Origin of the sequence: Streptomyces sp. NPDC053755 (genome assembly GCF_040677675.1) — a bacterium.
Taxonomy (GTDB): domain Bacteria; phylum Actinomycetota; class Actinomycetes; order Streptomycetales; family Streptomycetaceae; genus Streptomyces.
Genome location: NZ_JBFASK010000026.1, coordinates 1 through 17,849, shown reverse-complemented (window position 1 = coordinate 17,849; position 17,849 = coordinate 1). Strand labels below are relative to the sequence as shown.

Sequence of the window (17,849 nt, the reverse complement as noted above, 5' to 3'; positions counted from 1 at the left end):
GGCGCCACGCCGTCCGCCTCCGGGCCCGTCGCCGGTGGCGCCATCAGGGCGCCGGCAGCCGCCCCGGGCGGCGGCATCCGGCGGGAACCACGACGTGCGCATGCGGGGGAACCACGAGGGCGGCGCGCCACCCGGCGGCGATCACGACCATGGCGCGCCGCCGGAACCCCCGACCGGGTGGTTTGCGCCCGGCTCCGCAACCGTCCCTCGCCCGCACGGCATCGTCGCGGGCATGACCCTCCCCGAGCCGCACCTCCTGCGCACCCTCGCCCCCCTCCTCGCCGCCGAGTCGCGCGCCGAGGCCCCCGCCGCCGGTGTCGAGCCGGGCGACCTGGAACAGGCCGTCTGGCTCAAGCTCCTGGAGCGGCTCCAGGACGACGCGGCCCCCGAGCGTCCCGCCGACTGGCTGCGCCGGGCGGTCCGCGCCGAGGCCCGCCGCGCCCGTCGCGCCGCGCTGCGCGAGCGCCCCTACGGCGAGCCCTCCCCTCAGGGCGAGGAGACCGCCGGGCCGCACACCACCGATCCGCACACCGCCGAGCCGTACGCCGTCGACCCCCACGCCTCGCCCGAGGGCTCCGCGCTCGTGGCCGAACGGCGCCGCGTCGTGCGCGCCGCCGTCCGCCGTACCCCCGGCCACTGCCCCCGCCTGCTCACCGCGATGCTCGACCCCGCCGACCCCACCTACCGCGAAATCGCAGGAGAGTTGGGTATCTCACAGGGCAGTCTGGGGCCGATGCGTTCCCGGTGCCTGGGATGTTTGCGCAGAATGCTGGCGGCAGAGGTTCCCGCGCCTCGCCCGAGGGGAAGGGTGCGGGAAACCGACCGGCGGACCAGGTGAGCGGGAGGCGTGCGCACATGGGCATGAGCGTGACCATCTCAGCGGCAGACGCGCAGGACGCGGAGCACATACTCAAGCTGCAGTACCTCTGTTACCAGAGCGAGGCGGAGCTGTACGGCGACTGGTCCATCGAGCCGCTGACCCAGACGCTCGACGCGCTGCGGGCCGAACTCGCCGAAGGGCACGCGCTCGTGGCGCGCCTCGGGGACGAGATCGTCGCCTCCGTACGCGGCCGGGCCGACGAGGCCGGCACCGTCCTGATCGCCAAGCTGATCGTCCATCCGCGCCTGCGGCGCCACGGGCTCGGCGGGCGTCTGCTCGACGCCATCGAAAGCCACTTCGCCGGCGACCCGGTCCCCGCCGCCAAGCGCTTCCAGCTCTTCACCGGTCACCGCAGCGACGGGAACCTGCGTCTCTACCGCCGCAAGGGGTACGAAGCCGTCGGCACCCGGGAGATCGGGCCGCGCCTCACGCTCGTGACGCTGGAGAAGGCCGCCTGACCCGTCCCGAGCGCGGGTCGGGCGGTCGCCCCGCCCGGGCGGCCGCCGGACTCAGACGGACGCGGCCCGGGAGCGGCGGAGCCACCAGATCCCGGACACCGGCAGCAGGACGGGAATGAAGATGTAGCCGTAGCCGTAGTCCGACCAGACCGTGGCGTCCGGGAACGCGGACGGGTCGAGCAGTGTCCAGGTCCCCACCGTCAGCACGCCCACCAGCTCGGCGGCGCAGCACACCAGCGCCGCCTTGCGGGCGGTGTCCCCGCCGCGCACCAGGGTGTAGGTGATGAACGCGTACACCACCGCGGCCACCGCCGAGAGCGCGTACGCGAGCGGCGCCCGGTCGAACTCGGTCGCGATCTGATAGATCGAGCGCGAGACCGCGCCCACCGACATCACGCCGTACAGCCAGACCAGCAGCATCCCGGGGCCCTGGACGAGCCGCGTCCGCGTCCGGTTCTCACGCGTCACGCTCATGGTCAGTCCACCGTCCAGATGTCGAAGAGGCGCACTTCCAGGACCGCGAGCACGACCGCGCCGGCCGCCACCGTCGCCGAACCCCACCGGCTCCGCTCCGCGAGCGACATGAAACCGGCCGCGGGTACGGCGCAGAGCGCCCCCAGCAGGTACGCGACGAAGATCGTCGCACCCTCGTCGGCCTTCTCGCCGCCCGCCAGCCGGGCGATGCCGACCACCAGCTGGGCCAGCGCGAGGACGGTCACCACGGCCATGCCGATGAAGTGCCAGTCCTTGGTCGGCTGGTCCCGGAAGGCGGCGAAGCCGCACCAGGCGGCGAGGGCGAGCGCGGCCACCGAAACCGCGACCGTCAGGGCGTCAAGCATGGGCCCGAGGGTATTACGGTCCAAAAGACCCGCCGCGCGCACCCCCCGAGCATCCCCGCGCGCCGGCTCCCCGAGCACCTGGTCGCCGCCGTCAGGGCACCGCTCCGGGCGCCCGGAGATGACCGTGGTCTTGACCACAGCGCGCCCCGCCCGCTGCGGCGGGCCGAGGGCGCCGTGATCGTGCGGGCTAAGGCGTTCCCGCAGGCCACGGGCGGCGCGGCCGGGTGCCGCCCAGGGCGGACGGGGCCTGCTTCCGTCCGCATGCTGTGACGTTCACGTCCGCTATTCGGACACCCTGAAGGGTGTCGAACGCCTGCGTGCTTTACTTGCAGCCATGACCACGACGAGCAGCCGCACCCTTGCGACCGAGGCGATCAGCACGCCCGGTGCTCGTTGTATGTGTCGAATGTGCGCCTTCTGAGGGCCCCCGCCTGAGCCTCGCGCCCCGAAGCGAGACCCGACGGTCGAGCCGATCCGCCCGCCATCCGGCGCCGGACCGTGCCCTGCCCCGCGCACGAGCTGCCTCCCGGCCACCCGCCGAAACCAGCCGATCTGCGCCTGACTGTCCGAACGACGAATGCCCCGTGCCCGGCGGACCCCGCGCCGCGCACTCGACAGTGACGGAAACCCCTGTGATCACCACTTCGGGCCTGACCAAGGTCTATGAGTCGCGAGGCCGCGAGGTCACCGCTCTGGACGGCGTCGACCTCCACGTCCGCGAGGGCGAGGTGTACGGCGTGATCGGCCAGAGCGGCGCCGGCAAGTCCTCGCTCATCCGCTGCGTCAACCTCCTGGAGCGCCCCACCTCCGGCACCGTGACGGTCGACGGTGTCGACCTCACCGCGCTGGCCGCTCGCGGCCGCCGTGCCGGCAAGGACCTGCGCCGGGCGCGCAGCAGCATCGGCATGGTCTTCCAGCACTTCAACCTCCTGTCCTCCCGCACGGTCAAGGACAACATCGAGCTGCCGCTCGAGATCCTCGGAGTCTCCGGCGCCGAGCGCTCGCGCCGCGCCCTGGAACTCCTCGACCTGGTCGGCCTCGCCGACAAGGCCAAGGCATACCCCGGGCAGCTCTCCGGCGGTCAGAAGCAGCGCGTCGGCATCGCCCGTGCCCTGGCCGGCGAACCCAAGGTGCTGCTCTCCGACGAGGCCACCAGCGCCCTCGACCCGGAGACCACCCGCTCCATCCTGCAGCTGCTGCGCGACCTCAACCGGCAGCTCGGCCTCACCGTCCTGCTGATCACGCACGAGATGGACGTCGTCAAGACGATCTGCGACTCCGCCGCCCTGATGCAGAAGGGCCGGATCGTCGAGTCCGGCACCGTGGGCGAACTTCTCGCCACCCCCGGCTCCCAGCTGGCGGCCGAGCTCTTCCCGGTCGGCGGCGCCGCCACCGGCCCCGACCGCACGGTCGTCGACGTCACCTTCCACGGCGAGGCCGCCACCCAGCCGGTGATCTCCCAGCTCTCCCGTACGTACAACGTCGACATCTCGATCCTCGGGGCGGCGATGGACACCGTGGGCGGCAAGCAGATCGGCCGGATGCGGATCGAACTCCCCGGACGGTACGAGGAGAACGTCGTCCCGGTCGGCTTCCTGCGCGAGCAGGGCCTCCAGGTCGACGTCGTCGACGAGGACACGGCGCCCGAGGCGGCGCCCGCGCTGGTCAAGGAAGGTGCCAAGTGACCTGGTCGGAGATGCAGCCCCTGCTGGAGCAGGGCACCGTCGACACGCTCTACATGGTCCTGTGGGCCACCGTCGTCACCGTCCTCGGCGGGCTGCCGCTCGGGATCCTCCTCGTCCTCACGGACAAGGGAGGACTGCTGCAGAACACGGTGGTCAACAAGGTCGTCGGCGTGATCGTGAACATCGGCCGCTCGCTGCCGTTCATCATCCTGCTGATCGCCCTGATCCCCTTCACCACGTTCGTCGTCGGCACCTTCATCGGGCCCACCGCGATGATCGTGCCGCTCGCCATCGGCGCCATCCCCTTCTTCGCGCGCCTCGTCGAGACCGCCCTGCGCGAGGTGGACCACGGCCTCGTGGAAGCCGTCCAGTCCATGGGCGGATCGGTTCCGACGATCATCCGCAAGGTGCTGCTCCCGCAGTCCCTGCCCTCGCTCGTCTCCGGTGTCACCACCACCGTCATCGTGCTCGTCGGCTACTCCGCGATGGCCGGCGCGGTCGGCGGCGAGGGGCTCGGCTCCAAGGCCATCACCTACGGATACCAGCGCTTCGACACCCAGTTCATGCTGGTCACCGTCGTGGTCCTGATCGCGATCGTCACCGTCGTCCAGGTCATCGGCGACCTCGCCGTACGGCTCCTCGCCCGCCGGGGACGCACCGCGTAGACACCCAGACTTCGTCCTTTCGAAGAAAAAGCCCGGACTTGTTGTCCAGGCGTCCACCGCACCACCTGAAAGAGGCACTCTTCGTGCGTAAGAACATCAAGCTCACCGCCGGTATCGTCGCCACCGCCGCGCTCGCCCTGGGTCTCACCGCCTGCGGCACGGCCTCCGACCCGTCCTCGTCCAAGGACCCGGCCGCGTCCGCCGACAAGCCGCTCGTCGTCGCCGCGTCCCCGACGCCGCACGCCGACATCCTCGAGTTCGTCAAGGACAAGCTCGCCGCGAAGGAGGGCCTGAAGCTGGAGGTGAAGGAGTTCACGGACTACGTCCTGCCGAACACCGCCACCGAGTCCGGCCAGGTCGACGCCAACTTCTTCCAGCACAAGCCGTACCTCGACGACTTCAACCTGAAGAACAAGACCCACATCGTCCCGGTGGTCAACGTCCACCTGGAGCCCCTCGGCCTCTACTCCAAGAAGGTCGAGAACCTCAAGGACATCAAGGCCGGCCAGACCATCGCCGTCCCCAACGACACCACCAACGGCGGCCGGGCGCTCAAGCTCCTCGCCGACAACGGTCTGATCACCCTCAAGGACGGCGTCGGGTCCAACGCCAAGCTCTCCGACATCACCGACAAGAAGGGCCTGGAGTTCAAGGAGCTGGAGGCCGCAACCGTGCCCCGCGCCCTGAACGACGTGGACGCCGCGGTGGTCAACGGCAACTACGCCATCGAGGCCAAGCTCAACCCGGCCACCGACTCCCTGGCCCTGGAGAAGGCGGAGGGCAACCCCTACGCCAACTTCCTCGCCGTCAAGGAGGGCAACGAGAAGGACGCCCGCGTGCAGAAGCTCGCCAAGCTCCTCAACTCGCCCGAGGTGAAGAAGTACATCGAGGACACCTACAAGAACGGCGCGGTCGTCCCGGCCTTCGGAGCCGTCGCCAAGTAAGGCCCGCCGTACGATCCTTGTGACGAAGGCCCCCGCATCCCGTCCGGTGCGCGGGGCCTTCGTCGCCCCTCGCCCACAGCGGACCCGGCCATGCGCACCGACGGCTGCATGCTGCATGCTGTGCGTTCACGGTCGATTCGGACGGTCCTCGGCATGGAGCTGCGCATGACTACCACGTTTCCGGACATCTCCATCAGCACGGACCGGTTGGTGCTGCGCGCGCTCGAGGAGGCCGACGCCCCGGCTCTGGCCGAGATGATGAACGACGAACTGGTGGCCGCCTGGACCGCGGTGCCCCAGCCGTTCACCGAAGCGGCCGCCCTCACCTGGATCAACGAGTACGCGCCCACCGAGCGCGCCGCCGGCCGTGGCATCGACCTGGCCGTCACCGAATTCCTCACCCAGCGCCTGGTCGGTGTGATCCAACTGGGCAAGACCAACTGGCGCGTCCGCTCCACCGAGCTGTCCTACATCATCGCGCCCTGGGCCCGCGGCGAGGGCTACGCCTCCGAAGCCGCGCTCGCCACCGCCCAATGGCTCTTCGGCGACCAGCGGTTCGAGCGCCTCGAACTGCGCACGGCGGCGGACAACACCGCCTCCCAGCAGGTCGCGCAGAAGATCGGCTGCATCAGCGAGGGCGTCCTGCGGAACGCGTGCATAGCCCGCACCCGCACCGAGGACGGCGGCTGGACCGACCTGCGCACCGACTTCATCGTGTGGGGCCTCCTCCCCGAGGACCTCGAAGGCGTCGCCGACCAGATGGCCGAGGCCGGATACTCCTCGTACGCCGACTGGAGCTGAGCCGGCGGACGACGCCGGGTACGCTCGACACCTTCCCCGACACCTCCGCCGACCGGCGGCGACACACCTCAGGAGAGACACGACGATGGCCGACCGGGTCACGGTGATCGGCTGGGACGGCTCGCCCCTCACCGCAGCGGCCCGGTCCGCGCTCTCGGCCGCCACCCTCGTGGCCGGCGCGGCCCACCACCTCGCCCTGCCGGAGGTCCCCCCGGGCGCCGAACGCATCCGCCTCGGCAGCGTCGACCTCGCCGCCCGCCGCATCGCCGGCCACCGCGGCAGCGCCGTCGTCATCGCCGACGGAGACCCCGGCTTCTTCGGCGTCGTCCGCACCCTGCGCGCCCCCGAGCACGGCCTGGAGGTCGAGGTCGTCCCGGCGGTCTCCTCGGTCGCCGCCGCCTTCGCCCGGGCCGGCATGCCCTGGGACGACGCCCGGATCGTCGTCGCCCACCAGCGCACCCTGCGCCGCGCGGTCAACGTCTGCCGGTCCCACCCCAAGGTCGCCGTCCTCACCTCGCCCGGAGCCGGACCCGCCGAACTCGCCCTCCTCCTCGACGGCGTCCACCGCACCTTCGTCATCTGCGAGGCGCTCGGCACCGACCGGGAACAGGTCAGCGTCCTGACCTCCGACAAGGCCGCCGACCACGCCTGGCGGGACCCCAACGTCGTCATCGTCATCGGCGGATCCACCACCGGTCAGGGAAGCGGCTGGCTCATGGGTCACGAGACTCCGGCCGTACGCGGCTGGGCCCTGCCCGCCGCGGACGACGAGGAGTACGGCCAGGGCGGGGCGACCGGAACCCGAAGCGGAACCGGTACCGGCAAGGGAAGCGGAAGCGACGCCGGGACCGCGCGCCGGGCCGGCAACGGAGCGACCCCCACGCTGCGCGCCGCCCAGCTCGCCCGCCTCGGCCCGCGCGTCGGCGACCTCGTCTGGGACATCGGCTGCGGCGACGGGGCGCTCTCCGTCGAGGCCGCCCGCTTCGGGGCGGCCGTGATCGCGGTGGACGCCGACCCGGCCGCCTGCGCCCGCGCCGACGCCGCCGCCCGGCGCTCCGGCGTCCAGCTCCACGTCGTCGCGGGCCGCGCCCCGCATGTACTGGAACGACTTCCCGAACCCGATGTCGTACGCATCGGCGGCGGCGGGGCCCCCGTCGTGACGGCCTGCACCGACCGCAGGCCGGAACGGATCGTCACCCACGCCTCCACCCGCGACGAGGCCGAGGCCCTCGGCGCGGCCCTCTCCGACGGCGGGTACACCCTCGAGTGCGCCCTGCTCCAGAGCGTCGACCTGGACCCGGGCGACTGGACCGAACGCGAACGCTCGGTCGTGTTCCTGCTCTCCGGCCGCAGGATCGATCGCGCCCCGTGATCGAGTGCCCGCGCAGGGCCAGGTAGGCTGGCCGATCGTTGTACCGCCCCAGGACGTTCGGTGCTTTGTTCGCCCATGTCCGCACAGAGCGGCGGCTTTGAGCCGCTCACGTGGGAGGACGCAACAGGGGGACGCGCGACGTGGCGCAGTCCACAGCGCACCGTGGCGGATCTGCCTGCCACGATGGCCGAAGGCCGCGACAATGCTTGGGTGTCCGCGCGTCATTCGTGCCGCGCGACGCGCACGCTCGTTGTTGTCGACGGGCGCAGGTTGAAGGAGCACAAGCGATGGGCGAGGGGTACGCATGACGGACACCGGCCAGGTCCCGGGCGAGGGGCTGCCGGAGAACGCAGGCACGGTCGAGCAGCCGGGCATCCCCGCCCCGGCCGCGTACACCTTCCTGGACCCCTCCGAGAGCGCAGCCGAAGAAGACGACCTCCTGCTGATGCCGGGCGCGCAGGGCGCGTGGAGCGAGCACCAGCCGGGCGCCGTGGCGGCGCCGCCGGTCGCCGTGCCGCCGCACGCCCCGGCCCAGACGTCGGGGCAGCCGCCGATGGTGGACCCGCTCACCGACCCGCTGGCCGGGCCGCTCGCCGACGCGCTCGCGGCCCAGTCGCCGATGGGCCAGGTCCCGCCCGCACAGCAGGGGCAGATCCACCCGTCCACCCCGGCGCACGGCGTCCCGACCGACGAGACGTCCGGGCACTTCGCGAGCCAGGGCGCACCGGCCCACGGAGTCGCCACGCCCGCGCACGGCGTCCCCCTCGCGGACGGCCAGGCGGCCGACGCCCACGGCGCTCCGTACGCCGCCCAAGGCCCGGCCACCCCCGCGCACGGCCTCACCGTCTCCGCCGAAGGGTTCGGCACCCCGGCCCACGGCGTGCCGGTTTCGCAGGTCACCACGGAACACGGCTACGAGCCGGGAATCCTGGACACCGGCGCCCACGAGGCGGCCGGCCGGGACTCCGGCTCCGTCGACCTCGGCGGCGTCCGCATGCCGCCGCCGGCCGCCGCTCCGACCCCGCCGCCCGCCCGCCGCCCGCTGCACATGGGTCCGCCGGTCCCCGACAACACCGGGGGAGTCGTGCGCTCGCTGGCCGACCGCGGTCCCGCCGGCTCCCCGGCCGCCGCGCCCGCCCCCGAGCCCGCCCCGGCCGCGATGGCCGCCACGGCGCCCGGCCCGATGCCGGTCTCCACGGACGGCCCGCAGACGACCGGCCTCGAGTACCTCGACATCCCCCAGGACGCGCAGGAGCGGCCCGCCGCGCAGGCCGGCCCGCAGATCGGCGACATCCCGCCGCAGGGCGCCGTGCCGTGGGACCCGCAGCCCCCGCAGTCCGTCGCGCCCGCAGAAACGGTCGGCCAGTTCGTTCCGGTCGAGGGCACGCTGCCGACCACGCCCCACCTCGCACCGACGCCGGCGGCGGGGACGGCGATGACGCCCGAGGCCGCGCCCGTTCCCGAGACCGTCGGGGAGCCCGCCGAGGCGGCGGAGACGGCCGCCGTCGCGGAGGCCGAGCCGGCCGAGCCCGGGGACATCGCCGAGGCGCAGGCGGAGGAGCCCCTGGCGACCGTTCCCGCGCCGCGCGACGGAAGCGCGCCCGCGGCCGCTCCCGTCCTCCCGTCCGAGCCGGAGACGGCCGCCGAGGCGCAGCCCGAGCAGGCCGTCGAGACCGCGTCCGAGCCGGTCGCCGAGGCCGTGCCCGCATCGGCCGCCGAAGCGCAGCCCGAGCAGGTCGTCGAGACCGTGCCCGCGTCCGCCGCCGAGACCGCGTCCGAGCCGTCGCAGGTCGTCGAGACCGTCGCCGACTCGGAGCCGACGCCCGAGCAGGTCGTCGCGGAGAGCGCCCCGGAAGCCCCCGAGCCCGCGCCGGAGGAGCTCCCGGCCGAGGCCGAGCCGCAGGCGGAGACCGATGCCCCGGCCGCCCCCGCGGCCGGGCCCGGGCCGTCGGCCGATGCGCAGCAGCAGCCCGCGCCCGTGGCAGCGGCCGCTCCGGAAACCGAGGCCGCGTCCGTGGCCGACGCGGTGGCCGCCCCCGTGACCGCGGGCGGGCAGGAGCCCGGCGCCGACGCCGAGGCCGAGACCGCGCCGGAAGCCCTGCCCGAGGCCGAGGCCGCAGCGGACGCCGAAGCCGCGCCGGCGGCCGAGACGACGGTCGCGCCCGAGGTCGCGCCCGCGCCCGAGGTCCAGCCCGCGCCCGAGGCCGACGTCGCGCCCGTGGTCGCGCCCGAGGCCGACGTCGAGGCCGCGTCCGAGGCGGAGCCCCGCACTCAGGCCGAGGAGCCCCAGGCCGAGGCCGGCCACGAGGAGGCTCCCGTCTCCGCCGGCACCCCGGCCCCCGGCTACGACGACGCCGAACGCGAGGCCGTCCTGCGCGTCATGCGCGAGCGCCGCGACATCCGCAACGGCTTCCGCTCGGACCCGATCCCGCACGAGGTGCTGCTGCGCGTCCTGGAGGCCGCCCACACCGCCCCGAGCGTCGGCCACTCCCAGCCCTGGGACTTCGTCGTCATCCGCTCCGCCGAGACCCGCCGGAGCATGCACGAACTGGCCCAGCGCCAGCGCGAGGCGTACGCCCAGTCGCTGCCCAAGGCCCGCGCGAAGCAGTTCAAGGAACTGAAGATCGAGGCCATCCTCGACACCCCGGTCAACATCGTCGTCACCGCCGACCCCACCCGGGGCGGGCGGCACACCCTCGGCCGCTACACCCAGCCGCAGATGGCGCCCTACTCCTCCGCCCTCGCCGTCGAGAACCTCTGGCTGGCCGCCCGTGCCGAGGGCCTCGGCGTCGGCTGGGTCAGCTTCTTCGACGAGCGCGAGATGGTCCGCGCCCTCGGCCTGCCCGAGCACCTCGAAGTCGTCGCGTACCTGTGCGTGGGCTACGTCGACGAGTTCCCGGAGGAGCCCGAGCTGATGCAGGCGGGCTGGGCCAAGCGCCGCCCGCTGTCCTGGGTCGTCCACGAGGAGACGTACGGCCGCCGCGCGCTGCCCGGCGAGGAGCCGCACGACCTGCTCCAGGAGACCATCTCCACCATCCGCCCCCTGGACGCGAAGGCGCTCGGCGAGGCGTGGGAGCGGCAGAAGCGGATGACGAAGCCGGCCGGGGCCCTCGGCATGCTGGAGATCATCTCCGCTCAGCTCTCCGGCCTGTCCCGGATGTGCCCGCCGCCGATCCCCGAGCCCGCGGCCGTCGCCATCTTCGCCGGCGACCACGGAGTCCACGCCCAGGGCGTCACGGCGTGGCCCCAGGAGGTGACCGGCCAGATGGTCGCGAACTTCCTCGGCGGCGGCGCTGTGTGCAACGCCTTCGCCAACCAGGTCGGCGCCGAGGTCTGCGTCATCGACGTCGGCGTCGCCTCCGAGCTGCCGGCCACGCCGGGGCTGCTGCCCCGCAAGGTCCGCCCGGGCACGGGCGACTTCACCGCCGGTCTCGCGATGACGCGGGAGGAGGTGCTCGCCGCGATCGAGGTGGGCATCGAGACCGCGCGGGACCTGGTCGCCGCCGGCAACAAGGCGCTGCTGACCGGTGAGATGGGCATCGCCAACACGACGGCGTCGGCGGCGCTGATCTCCGTGTACACCGGCGTCGACCCGGTCGAGGTCACCGGCCGTGGCACCGGCATCAACGACGAGATGCACGCGCGGAAGGTGGACGTGGTCCGCCGCGCCCTCGACCTCCACCAGCCGGACCCGGCGGACCCGATCGGCGTCCTGTCGGCGGTCGGCGGCCTGGAGCACGCGGCGCTGGTCGGCCTCATCCTGGGCGCGGCGTCGCTGCGCACGCCCGTCGTCCTCGACGGCGTCTCGACGGGCGCGGCCGCGCTGGTGGCCCGGGCGATCGCCCCCGAGTCCCTGGCCGCCTGCATCGCCGGTCACCGCAGCGCCGAGCCGGGCCACGTGGCGGCCCTGAACAAGCTGGGTCTGCGCCCCCTGGTCGACCTCGACCTCCGCCTCGGCGAGGGCACGGGCGCGCTCCTGGCCCTCCCGATCGTCCAGAGCGCCGCCCGGGCGATGCACGAGGTCGCGACCTTCGACTCGGCGGGCGTGACGGAGAAGTAGCCGCCGCCGGCCGGTCGCGCCGGCCGCGCGTGCGGGCCCTCGTTCCCCGGCGGAACGAGGGCCCCGCACCGGGGGAGGGACAAGGGTCACAGGCCGCGCATCCCCGGTGACCGATATCGTGTGCCCAGGTCGAACACACGCCGCGCCACCAGCCGCTTCACCGTCGCAGCCGGCGCACCCGCCCGCTCCACCCGCCGCTTCACCGCCGCAGCGGCCCCGCACACGCCCCGCCCCTCCCGAGGAGCCGCACGCCCATGGCCGAGCACGCCGAGCACCCCGCCTACCCCGTCGGACTGCGCCTCTCCGGCCGCCGCGTCGTCGTCTTCGGCGGCGGCCAGGTCGCCCAGCGCAGGCTCCCCGCCCTGATCGCCGCCGGCGCCCACGTCACCCTGGTCTCCCCGTCCGCGACCCCGTCCGTCGAGGCCATGGCCGAGGCCGGCGAGATCACCTGGGTCCGGCGCCGTTACGAGGACGGCGACATCGCCGACGCCTGGTACGCGCTCGTCGCCACCAGCGACCCGGCCGCCAACGCCGCCGCGTCCGCCGAGGCCGAGCGGACCAAGACCTGGTGCGTGCGCTCCGACGACGCCGAGGCCGCCACCGCGTGGACCCCGGCCACCGGCCGCAGCGAGGGCGTGACCGTCGCCGTGCTCACGGGCCACGACCCCCGGCGCTCCGCCGCCGTGCGCGACGCGATCGTCGAGGGCCTGCGGGACGGCTCCCTGGCGGCCCCGCAGCACCGCGCCCGTACCCCCTTCGTCGCCCTCGTCGGCGGCGGCCCCGGCGATCCGGACCTGATCACGGTCCGCGGCCGGCGGCTGCTCGCCGAGGCCGACGTCGTGATCGCCGACCGCCTCGGACCGCGTGACCTGCTCGACGAACTGCCGCCGCACGTCGAGGTGATCGACGCGGCGAAGATCCCCTACGGGCGGTTCATGGCCCAGGAGGCGATCAACAACGCCCTCATCGAGCACGCCAAGGCCGGGAAGTCGGTCGTGCGCCTCAAGGGCGGCGACCCGTTCGTCTTCGGACGCGGCATGGAGGAGGCCCAGGCGCTCGCCGCCGAGGGCATCGCGTGCACGGTCGTCCCCGGCATCTCCAGCTCCATCTCCGTCCCCGGCGCGGCCGGCATCCCGGTCACCCACCGCGGTGTCGCGCACGAGTTCACCGTCGTCAGCGGGCACGTCGCCCCCGACGACCCGCGCTCCCTGGTCGACTGGGCCTCGCTGGCCAAGCTGACCGGCACGCTGGTCATCCTCATGGGCGTGGACAAGATCGGGAAGATCGCCGAGGCGCTCGTCGCCCACGGCAAGGACCCCGGGACCCCGCTCGCCCTGGTCCAGGAGGGCACGACGGCCGCCCAGCGCCGGGTCGACGCGACGCTCGCCACGGTCGCGGAGACGGTCAGGACCCAGGAGGTCCGGCCGCCCGCGGTCATCGTCATCGGCGAGGTCGTCGGCGAGGGCCCGGACAAGCTCGTGCGGTGACCGGGCGCGGCGGGCCGCCGCCCGCGCCCCTCCGCACGCCCCCGCCGCACACATTGGCACCACACCCCGGACAAGGCAGTATCACCTCGTGGCCGAACTCATCACCATCGACGACCCCGACGACCCGCGCCTGCGCGACTACACCGGCCTGACCGACGTCGAGCTGCGGCGCAGACGCGAGCCGGCCGAGGGTCTCTTCATCGCCGAGGGCGAGAAGGTCATCCGCCGGGCCAGGCAGGCCGGTTACGAGATGCGGTCGATGCTGCTCTCCGCCAAGTGGGTCGACGCCATGCGCGACGTCATCGACGAGGTCCCGGCGCCCGTGTACGCCGTACAGCCGGACCTCGCCGAGCGGGTCACGGGCTACCACGTGCACCGAGGCGCCCTCGCCTCCATGCAGCGCAAGCCGCTGCCCACGGCCGAGGAACTCCTGCGCACGGCCCGCAGGGTCGCCGTCATGGAGTCGGTCAACGACCACACCAACATCGGCGCCATCTTCCGCAGCGCCGCCGCGCTCGGCATGGACGCGGTGCTCCTCTCCCCGGACTGCGCGGACCCGCTGTACCGCCGCTCGGTGAAGGTCTCCATGGGCGCGGTCTTCTCCGTCCCGTACGCCCGCCTGGAGACGTGGCCCCGGGGGCTGGAGGCGGTCCGCGAGGCGGGGTTCAGGCTGCTCGCGCTCACCCCCGACGAGAAGGCGTCCCCGATCGACGCGGCCGCCCCGCACAAGCTGGAGCGGGCGGCGCTGATGCTCGGCGCCGAGGGCGACGGCCTGTCCGCGCAGGCTCTGCGCGCCGCCGACGAGTGGGTGCGCATCCCGATGGCCCTCGGGGTCGACTCGCTCAACGTGGGCGCGGCCGCAGCGGTCGCCTTCTACGCCGTCGCGAGCGGGCGCCCCCAGGACTGAACCGGGTCGCCGTGTCCTGTCGTGCCGGCTGCGCCGGGGTCGCGGCGGCCGACGGGACGCCCTCCGGGACCCCGCCGGGCGCCTCAGCCCTGGAGGGCCTGGGCGGCGGCGATACCCAGGGCGACCACCAGCGTCACCACCACGAAGACGAAGAGCCGCTGCCGCAGCAGCCGCGGGTTGGCGGGCCTGCGGCCCGTGGACGTGGACCGGGCACCGGGCCGGGACGCCGTCGAGCGGCTGTTCGGCCGTGACGGCGGTGCCTGCCTGCCGCCCGTGCGCGGACCGGACGGCCGCGACGCCGGGCCCTGCGCCTGCCCGCCCTGCGTCCCCCGCTCGGTGTACCGCTCCGTGGGCCGGCTGCCCGTTCCCGTCGACTGCTCCGTGCGCTCCCGCTGCGCCGGGGGGCGCGAGGCGGGCAGACCCTGCGCCTCGCGCGCGGCGATCTCCTTCAGCCGCATGGACAGCTGGAGGGTGCTGGGACGCTCCTCCGGATCCTTCGCCAGACACGCCCGTACGAGCGGGGCGAGGGCGTCCGGTACGCCGTGCAGCTGCGGCTCCTCGTGCACCACGCGGTAGAGCATGACCTCCGAACTGCCGTGCCCGAAGGGTGAGTCCGCCATCGCCGCGTAGGCGAGGGTGGCGCCGAGCGAGAACACGTCCGTGGCCGGGGTGACGGCCGCGCCCCGCACCTGCTCGGGCGCGAGGAACCCGGGGGAGCCGACGGCCGTGCCCACATGGGTGAGGGTGCTGGCGCCGGTGGCCCAGGCGATGCCGAAGTCGATGATCCGGGGGCCCTTGGGAGACAGCAGGATGTTCGACGGCTTGAGGTCCCGGTGGACGACCCCGGCCTCGTGGACGGCGACGAGGCCCTCCGAGAGCGCGGCCCCGATCGCGGCGACGTCGGCGGCCGGCAGCGGGCCTTCCTCGGCAACCCGGTCGTGCAGGGAGGGGCCCGGGACGTACTGGGTGGCGAACCAGGGGCGGTCGGCCTCCAGGTCGGCGGCGACCAGGCGGGCCGTACAGCCCCCGCGGATCCGCCGGGCGGCGGACACCTCGCGCGCGAAGCGCGAGCGGAACTCCTGGTCCTCGGCAAGGTCCGGCCGGATCACCTTGAGCGCGACGCGCTGTCCCCGCCGGTCGGAGCCGAGATAGACGACCCCCATCCCGCCGGCGCCCAGCCTGCGGTGGAGCCGGAACGACCCGACGATCCGCGGATCCTCGCGCCGGAGCCGCATCATCGCCATGTCCGTCCCCTCGTCCGTTCGACGTGGCACAGCTTACGTATTGGCGCCCCGGTGTGCTCATAGGCCGCGCCCTCCCGGACGGATCGATTGTCAGTGCTGAGGGGGACACTTGAGGGGTGGTCAGAACGCGGCCAACGGCCGCGGACGAAGCCATGGGATTTCCCAATGTCCGGTCACAGAAGGGGGATTGGCTCGATGAAGGGTGATCGCGTGGAGATAGTCGTGGACGCGGGGGACACGACACGGACGTACGAAGTGGTGGCAAGCCGGGCGGGCCGGAGGGTGGAGACGGCGGTCCGCCGAGGGGTGGTGGAAGTGAGCGAAGTCACCCGCACCGGCGTGGTCGTCCGGACCGCCCGTTTCATGGCCAGCCGGGTCCTCGCCCTGGTCGAGCAGCCGGTGCCCCTCAGGGAAGACCCTCAGTCCTGAGGAGGCGTCTCCACCCAGGGGAGTACGCGGTGAGGGGGCGGGTCATCCTCCGGGAGGCCCGGAAGTCGGTACGCGGGCATGACGTCCCGGCGGTGCCCGGTCCCTAATGTTGTGGTCAAGCGGCGGGTGCAGTACTCGTCCCCCGAGGTCAGACACCCGCCGCTGTCAGACACGACAGGAGAGGACCCATGGCGTACACGGCACCGCGGATGAACACCCGTCCTTCGGGCCGTCGCCACCCCCTGGTGGCGACCGCCATGGTCCTCCCTCTCGCGACCCTGCTCGTGGTCGTCTTCGGCGGCTGGGACGCGGTGGTCACACAGGCGTCGTCCGTGGGCGTGATGCTGGGGCGCTGAACGGCGCCTCGGACCCGGGAGAGCGGCCCGGGTCGGGGACATCCGGCCAACAACCCCGTGGGGACGGGGGTGCGGCGGACGGCAGCGTGTGGCCGGTCAGCTGGGGAGCTGACCGGCCCTCGCGCTTTCCCGACGGGACCCGGCCGGGGGGGGCGGAAGGCGCGCGGGGCTCTCCCCGCCGCGCCGGCCCGGCCGCGGCGTACGCTCCCGGGGTGCACGCCCACGACCTCTCCCTGCTGCGCACCCTCGCACGCGCCACCGCCCACCCCGGCCACCTGGCCCGCGCGGCCCCGGCCGTCTGCGCCTGTCCCGAGGGCGTTCTCGCCGACCGGGAGGACGGCACCGTCGTCCGGCACGGCGGGGTCGTCGTCAAGGCGCACGCGCCCGGCACGGGGGGCCCGCCGCATGACGCGCGGATGGCGGTCGCGGCGGACGTCCTGCTCCGCGAGGTCCTGCTCCCTCCCCTCGCGACCCCCGCGCCCGCCGACGGCGCTCCTGTCGACGGCCGTCCCGTCACCGCCTGGCCCTACGGCCTCCCCGTCGACCCGGCCGATCCCGACGCGGCGCCCTGGGAGGACGCGGCCCGGCTCCTCGCCCTGCTGCACCGCACACCCGCCCCCGCCGGTCTCCCGCCCATGCGCGCCCCCGTCAAGGTGGCCCTGGCCGTCGAGCGCATGCGCGCGGCGGGGCGGCACCCGGCGACCCGGGCGGTGCTGCGTGCCTGGAACACCCTGCCCGCGAGCTGCGGACCCGTCGCCGGACACCTCTGCCACGGCGACTTCCACCTCGGCCAGCTGGTCCGCGCCCCGGGCGTCCCCCGGAGTCCCTGGCGGCTGATCGACATCGACGACGTCGGCGTGGGCGACCCGGCCTGGGACCTGGCCCGCCCGGCGGCCTGGTTCGCCGCCGGCATCCTCCCCCCGGACGTCTGGTCCCGTTTCCTCGGCGCGTACGGGGCCGCCGGCGGCCCGGCCGTCACCCCCGAGGACCCGTGGCCCCGACTGGACGTCCCCGCTCGCGCCCTGACCGTCCAGACCGCGGCTCTCGCGGTCGCCAAGTCCACCGCCGAGGAGCGGCCCCTCGACGAGGTCGAGGAAGTGATGATCGACACCTGTGTCCGAATCGGCTCACTCCGAACCGAGTTGCCCCCGCCTGCGTCCCCCTAGAGTGAAGCCACCATTCGACCGGCAGGGAGTTGAGCCGAGCATGCAGTGTCCCAAGTGCCATGCAGCGATGCACACGTACAACCGCAATGGCGTCCAGATCGAGCAGTGCAGCGGCTGCCGCGGGATATTCCTGGACTACGGCGAGCTGGAGGCCCTGACCCGCCTCGAGTCCCAGTGGGTCCAGCAGGCTCCGCCCGCCCCCGCCCCGCCCGCCTACCCGGCGCAGCCCGCCCCCGCCGCCCCGGCCTGGGGCGCCCCGCACCACGGCGGGCACCACGGTGGTCACTACCGCCAGCGCGGTTTCGGTCGCATGCTCTTCTCCTCCTGACGGGGAGCGGAACGCGGAAGCCCCCGGCGCCGAGAGGCGGCCGGGGGCTTCGTGTGGTGCGCGATACTGGGATTGAACCAGTGACCTCTTCCGTGTCAGGGAAGCGCTCTCCCGCTGAGCTAATCGCGCGGGACGGTCCCGGACATCCGGAACCAGGTGTTGTGCTGCGTGCGCGATACTGGGATTGAACCAGTGACCTCTTCCGTGTCAGGGAAGCGCTCTCCCGCT

17 protein-coding genes and 1 tRNA gene are annotated in these 17,849 nt (G+C 73.8%); 14 read left to right on the top strand and 4 right to left on the bottom strand.

The genetic code is table 11. From position 1 onward, the window contains the following. The first annotated feature begins 232 nt into the window (after positions 1-232). Together AB0K65_RS23330 and AB0K65_RS23325 are read left to right on the top strand one after the other, a co-directional pair. Positions 233-838, top strand: coding sequence for a sigma-70 family RNA polymerase sigma factor (locus AB0K65_RS23330; protein ID WP_365719500.1), 606 nt, complete (start codon positions 233-235; stop codon positions 836-838). A gap of 17 nt (positions 839-855) precedes the next feature. Then, entirely contained in the window at positions 856-1,338 is a 483-nt protein-coding gene (locus tag AB0K65_RS23325; RefSeq protein WP_365719498.1) for a GNAT family N-acetyltransferase, read from the top strand. 51 nt (positions 1,339-1,389) lie between these two features. Here AB0K65_RS23325 and AB0K65_RS23320 read toward each other — a convergent pair whose 3' ends face one another. Further along, on the bottom strand, positions 1,390-1,812 hold the full coding sequence (locus AB0K65_RS23320) for a hypothetical protein (protein WP_365719496.1): 423 nt from the start codon (positions 1,810-1,812) through the stop codon (positions 1,390-1,392). Between the two features lie 2 nt (positions 1,813-1,814). Next, positions 1,815-2,177, bottom strand: coding sequence for a hypothetical protein (locus tag AB0K65_RS23315; protein WP_365719494.1), 363 nt, complete (start codon positions 2,175-2,177; stop codon positions 1,815-1,817). Between the two features lie 632 nt (positions 2,178-2,809). Between AB0K65_RS23315 and AB0K65_RS23310 the strand changes: the two genes are divergently transcribed. From AB0K65_RS23310 to AB0K65_RS23275, 8 genes are all read left to right on the top strand, one after another. Continuing rightward, positions 2,810-3,862 carry an ATP-binding cassette domain-containing protein gene (locus tag AB0K65_RS23310; RefSeq protein WP_365719492.1) on the top strand — a complete coding sequence of 351 codons (1,053 nt, stop codon included), beginning with the start codon at positions 2,810-2,812 and terminating at the stop codon, positions 3,860-3,862. After that, positions 3,859-4,527 (top strand): methionine ABC transporter permease, encoded by a 669-nt coding sequence (locus AB0K65_RS23305; protein ID WP_365719490.1) that lies wholly within the window; start codon positions 3,859-3,861, stop codon positions 4,525-4,527. Before AB0K65_RS23310 ends, AB0K65_RS23305 begins: the two co-directional genes overlap by 4 nt. Before the next feature lie 83 nt (positions 4,528-4,610). Then, a complete protein-coding gene (locus tag AB0K65_RS23300) occupies positions 4,611-5,471 on the top strand; it encodes a MetQ/NlpA family ABC transporter substrate-binding protein (protein WP_365719488.1) in 861 nt (286 codons plus the stop codon). 165 nt (positions 5,472-5,636) lie between these two features. Then, the gene (locus AB0K65_RS23295; protein WP_365719486.1) at positions 5,637-6,272 is read left to right on the top strand and encodes a GNAT family N-acetyltransferase; all 636 of its coding nucleotides are present in this window, start codon (positions 5,637-5,639) and stop codon (positions 6,270-6,272) included. Between the two features lie 85 nt (positions 6,273-6,357). Then, positions 6,358-7,644 (top strand): precorrin-6y C5,15-methyltransferase (decarboxylating) subunit CbiE, encoded by a 1,287-nt coding sequence (gene cbiE, locus AB0K65_RS23290; protein ID WP_365719484.1) that lies wholly within the window; start codon positions 6,358-6,360, stop codon positions 7,642-7,644. A 304-nt stretch (positions 7,645-7,948) separates the two neighbouring features. Continuing rightward, positions 7,949-11,704, top strand: coding sequence for a nicotinate-nucleotide--dimethylbenzimidazole phosphoribosyltransferase (gene cobT, locus AB0K65_RS23285; RefSeq protein ID WP_365719482.1), 3,756 nt, complete (start codon positions 7,949-7,951; stop codon positions 11,702-11,704). 254 nt (positions 11,705-11,958) lie between these two features. Continuing rightward, positions 11,959-13,191: a uroporphyrinogen-III C-methyltransferase gene (cobA, locus tag AB0K65_RS23280; RefSeq protein ID WP_365719480.1), complete on the top strand. Its 1,233-nt coding sequence runs from the start codon at positions 11,959-11,961 to the stop codon at positions 13,189-13,191. An 88-nt stretch (positions 13,192-13,279) separates the two neighbouring features. After that, complete coding sequence (locus AB0K65_RS23275) at positions 13,280-14,098, top strand: RNA methyltransferase (RefSeq protein ID WP_365719478.1); 819 nt, start codon at positions 13,280-13,282, stop codon at positions 14,096-14,098. Positions 14,099-14,181: 83 nt separating this feature from the next. On the opposite strand, the gene AB0K65_RS23270 is transcribed toward AB0K65_RS23275, so the two are convergent. Beyond that, entirely contained in the window at positions 14,182-15,342 is a 1,161-nt protein-coding gene (locus tag AB0K65_RS23270; RefSeq protein WP_365719476.1) for a serine/threonine-protein kinase, read from the bottom strand. 195 nt (positions 15,343-15,537) lie between these two features. Here AB0K65_RS23270 and AB0K65_RS23265 point away from each other — a divergent pair, with 195 nt between their 5' ends. The 4 genes from AB0K65_RS23265 to AB0K65_RS23250 all read left to right on the top strand — a co-directional run bounded on the left by AB0K65_RS23265 (position 15,538) and on the right by AB0K65_RS23250 (position 17,621). Then, a complete protein-coding gene (locus AB0K65_RS23265; RefSeq protein ID WP_137990476.1) occupies positions 15,538-15,771 on the top strand; it encodes a hypothetical protein in 234 nt (77 codons plus the stop codon). A 188-nt stretch (positions 15,772-15,959) separates the two neighbouring features. Then, a complete protein-coding gene (locus tag AB0K65_RS23260) occupies positions 15,960-16,127 on the top strand; it encodes a hypothetical protein (RefSeq protein WP_365719474.1) in 168 nt (55 codons plus the stop codon). Positions 16,128-16,402: 275 nt separating this feature from the next. Then, positions 16,403-17,293, top strand: a complete 891-nt coding sequence (locus tag AB0K65_RS23255; RefSeq protein WP_365719646.1) for an aminoglycoside phosphotransferase family protein — start codon at positions 16,403-16,405, stop codon at positions 17,291-17,293. Between the two features lie 40 nt (positions 17,294-17,333). Continuing rightward, complete coding sequence (locus tag AB0K65_RS23250) at positions 17,334-17,621, top strand: zf-TFIIB domain-containing protein (RefSeq protein WP_361847457.1); 288 nt, start codon at positions 17,334-17,336, stop codon at positions 17,619-17,621. A gap of 54 nt (positions 17,622-17,675) precedes the next feature. On the opposite strand, the gene AB0K65_RS23245 is transcribed toward AB0K65_RS23250, so the two are convergent. Next, positions 17,676-17,750: transfer RNA gene (locus tag AB0K65_RS23245), tRNA-Val, on the bottom strand. Between the last annotated feature and the right edge of the window lie 99 nt (positions 17,751-17,849).

What these genes read in the sequence shown, in the direction of transcription:
- AB0K65_RS23330 (WP_365719500.1), top strand. Translation starts at nt 233, where the DNA reads ATGACCCTCCCCGAGCCGCACCTCCTGCGCACCCTCGCCCCCCTCCTC.
- AB0K65_RS23325 (WP_365719498.1), top strand. Translation starts at nt 856, where the DNA reads ATGGGCATGAGCGTGACCATCTCAGCGGCAGACGCGCAGGACGCGGAG.
- AB0K65_RS23320 (WP_365719496.1), bottom strand. Translation starts at nt 1,812, where the DNA reads ATGAGCGTGACGCGTGAGAACCGGACGCGGACGCGGCTCGTCCAGGGC.
- AB0K65_RS23315 (WP_365719494.1), bottom strand. Translation starts at nt 2,177, where the DNA reads ATGCTTGACGCCCTGACGGTCGCGGTTTCGGTGGCCGCGCTCGCCCTC.
- AB0K65_RS23295 (WP_365719486.1), top strand. Translation starts at nt 5,637, where the DNA reads ATGACTACCACGTTTCCGGACATCTCCATCAGCACGGACCGGTTGGTG.
- cbiE (WP_365719484.1), top strand. Translation starts at nt 6,358, where the DNA reads ATGGCCGACCGGGTCACGGTGATCGGCTGGGACGGCTCGCCCCTCACC.
- cobT (WP_365719482.1), top strand. Translation starts at nt 7,949, where the DNA reads ATGACGGACACCGGCCAGGTCCCGGGCGAGGGGCTGCCGGAGAACGCA.
- cobA (WP_365719480.1), top strand. Translation starts at nt 11,959, where the DNA reads ATGGCCGAGCACGCCGAGCACCCCGCCTACCCCGTCGGACTGCGCCTC.
- AB0K65_RS23270 (WP_365719476.1), bottom strand. Translation starts at nt 15,342, where the DNA reads ATGGCGATGATGCGGCTCCGGCGCGAGGATCCGCGGATCGTCGGGTCG.
- AB0K65_RS23265 (WP_137990476.1), top strand. Translation starts at nt 15,538, where the DNA reads ATGAAGGGTGATCGCGTGGAGATAGTCGTGGACGCGGGGGACACGACA.
- AB0K65_RS23260 (WP_365719474.1), top strand. Translation starts at nt 15,960, where the DNA reads ATGGCGTACACGGCACCGCGGATGAACACCCGTCCTTCGGGCCGTCGC.
- AB0K65_RS23250 (WP_361847457.1), top strand. Translation starts at nt 17,334, where the DNA reads ATGCAGTGTCCCAAGTGCCATGCAGCGATGCACACGTACAACCGCAAT.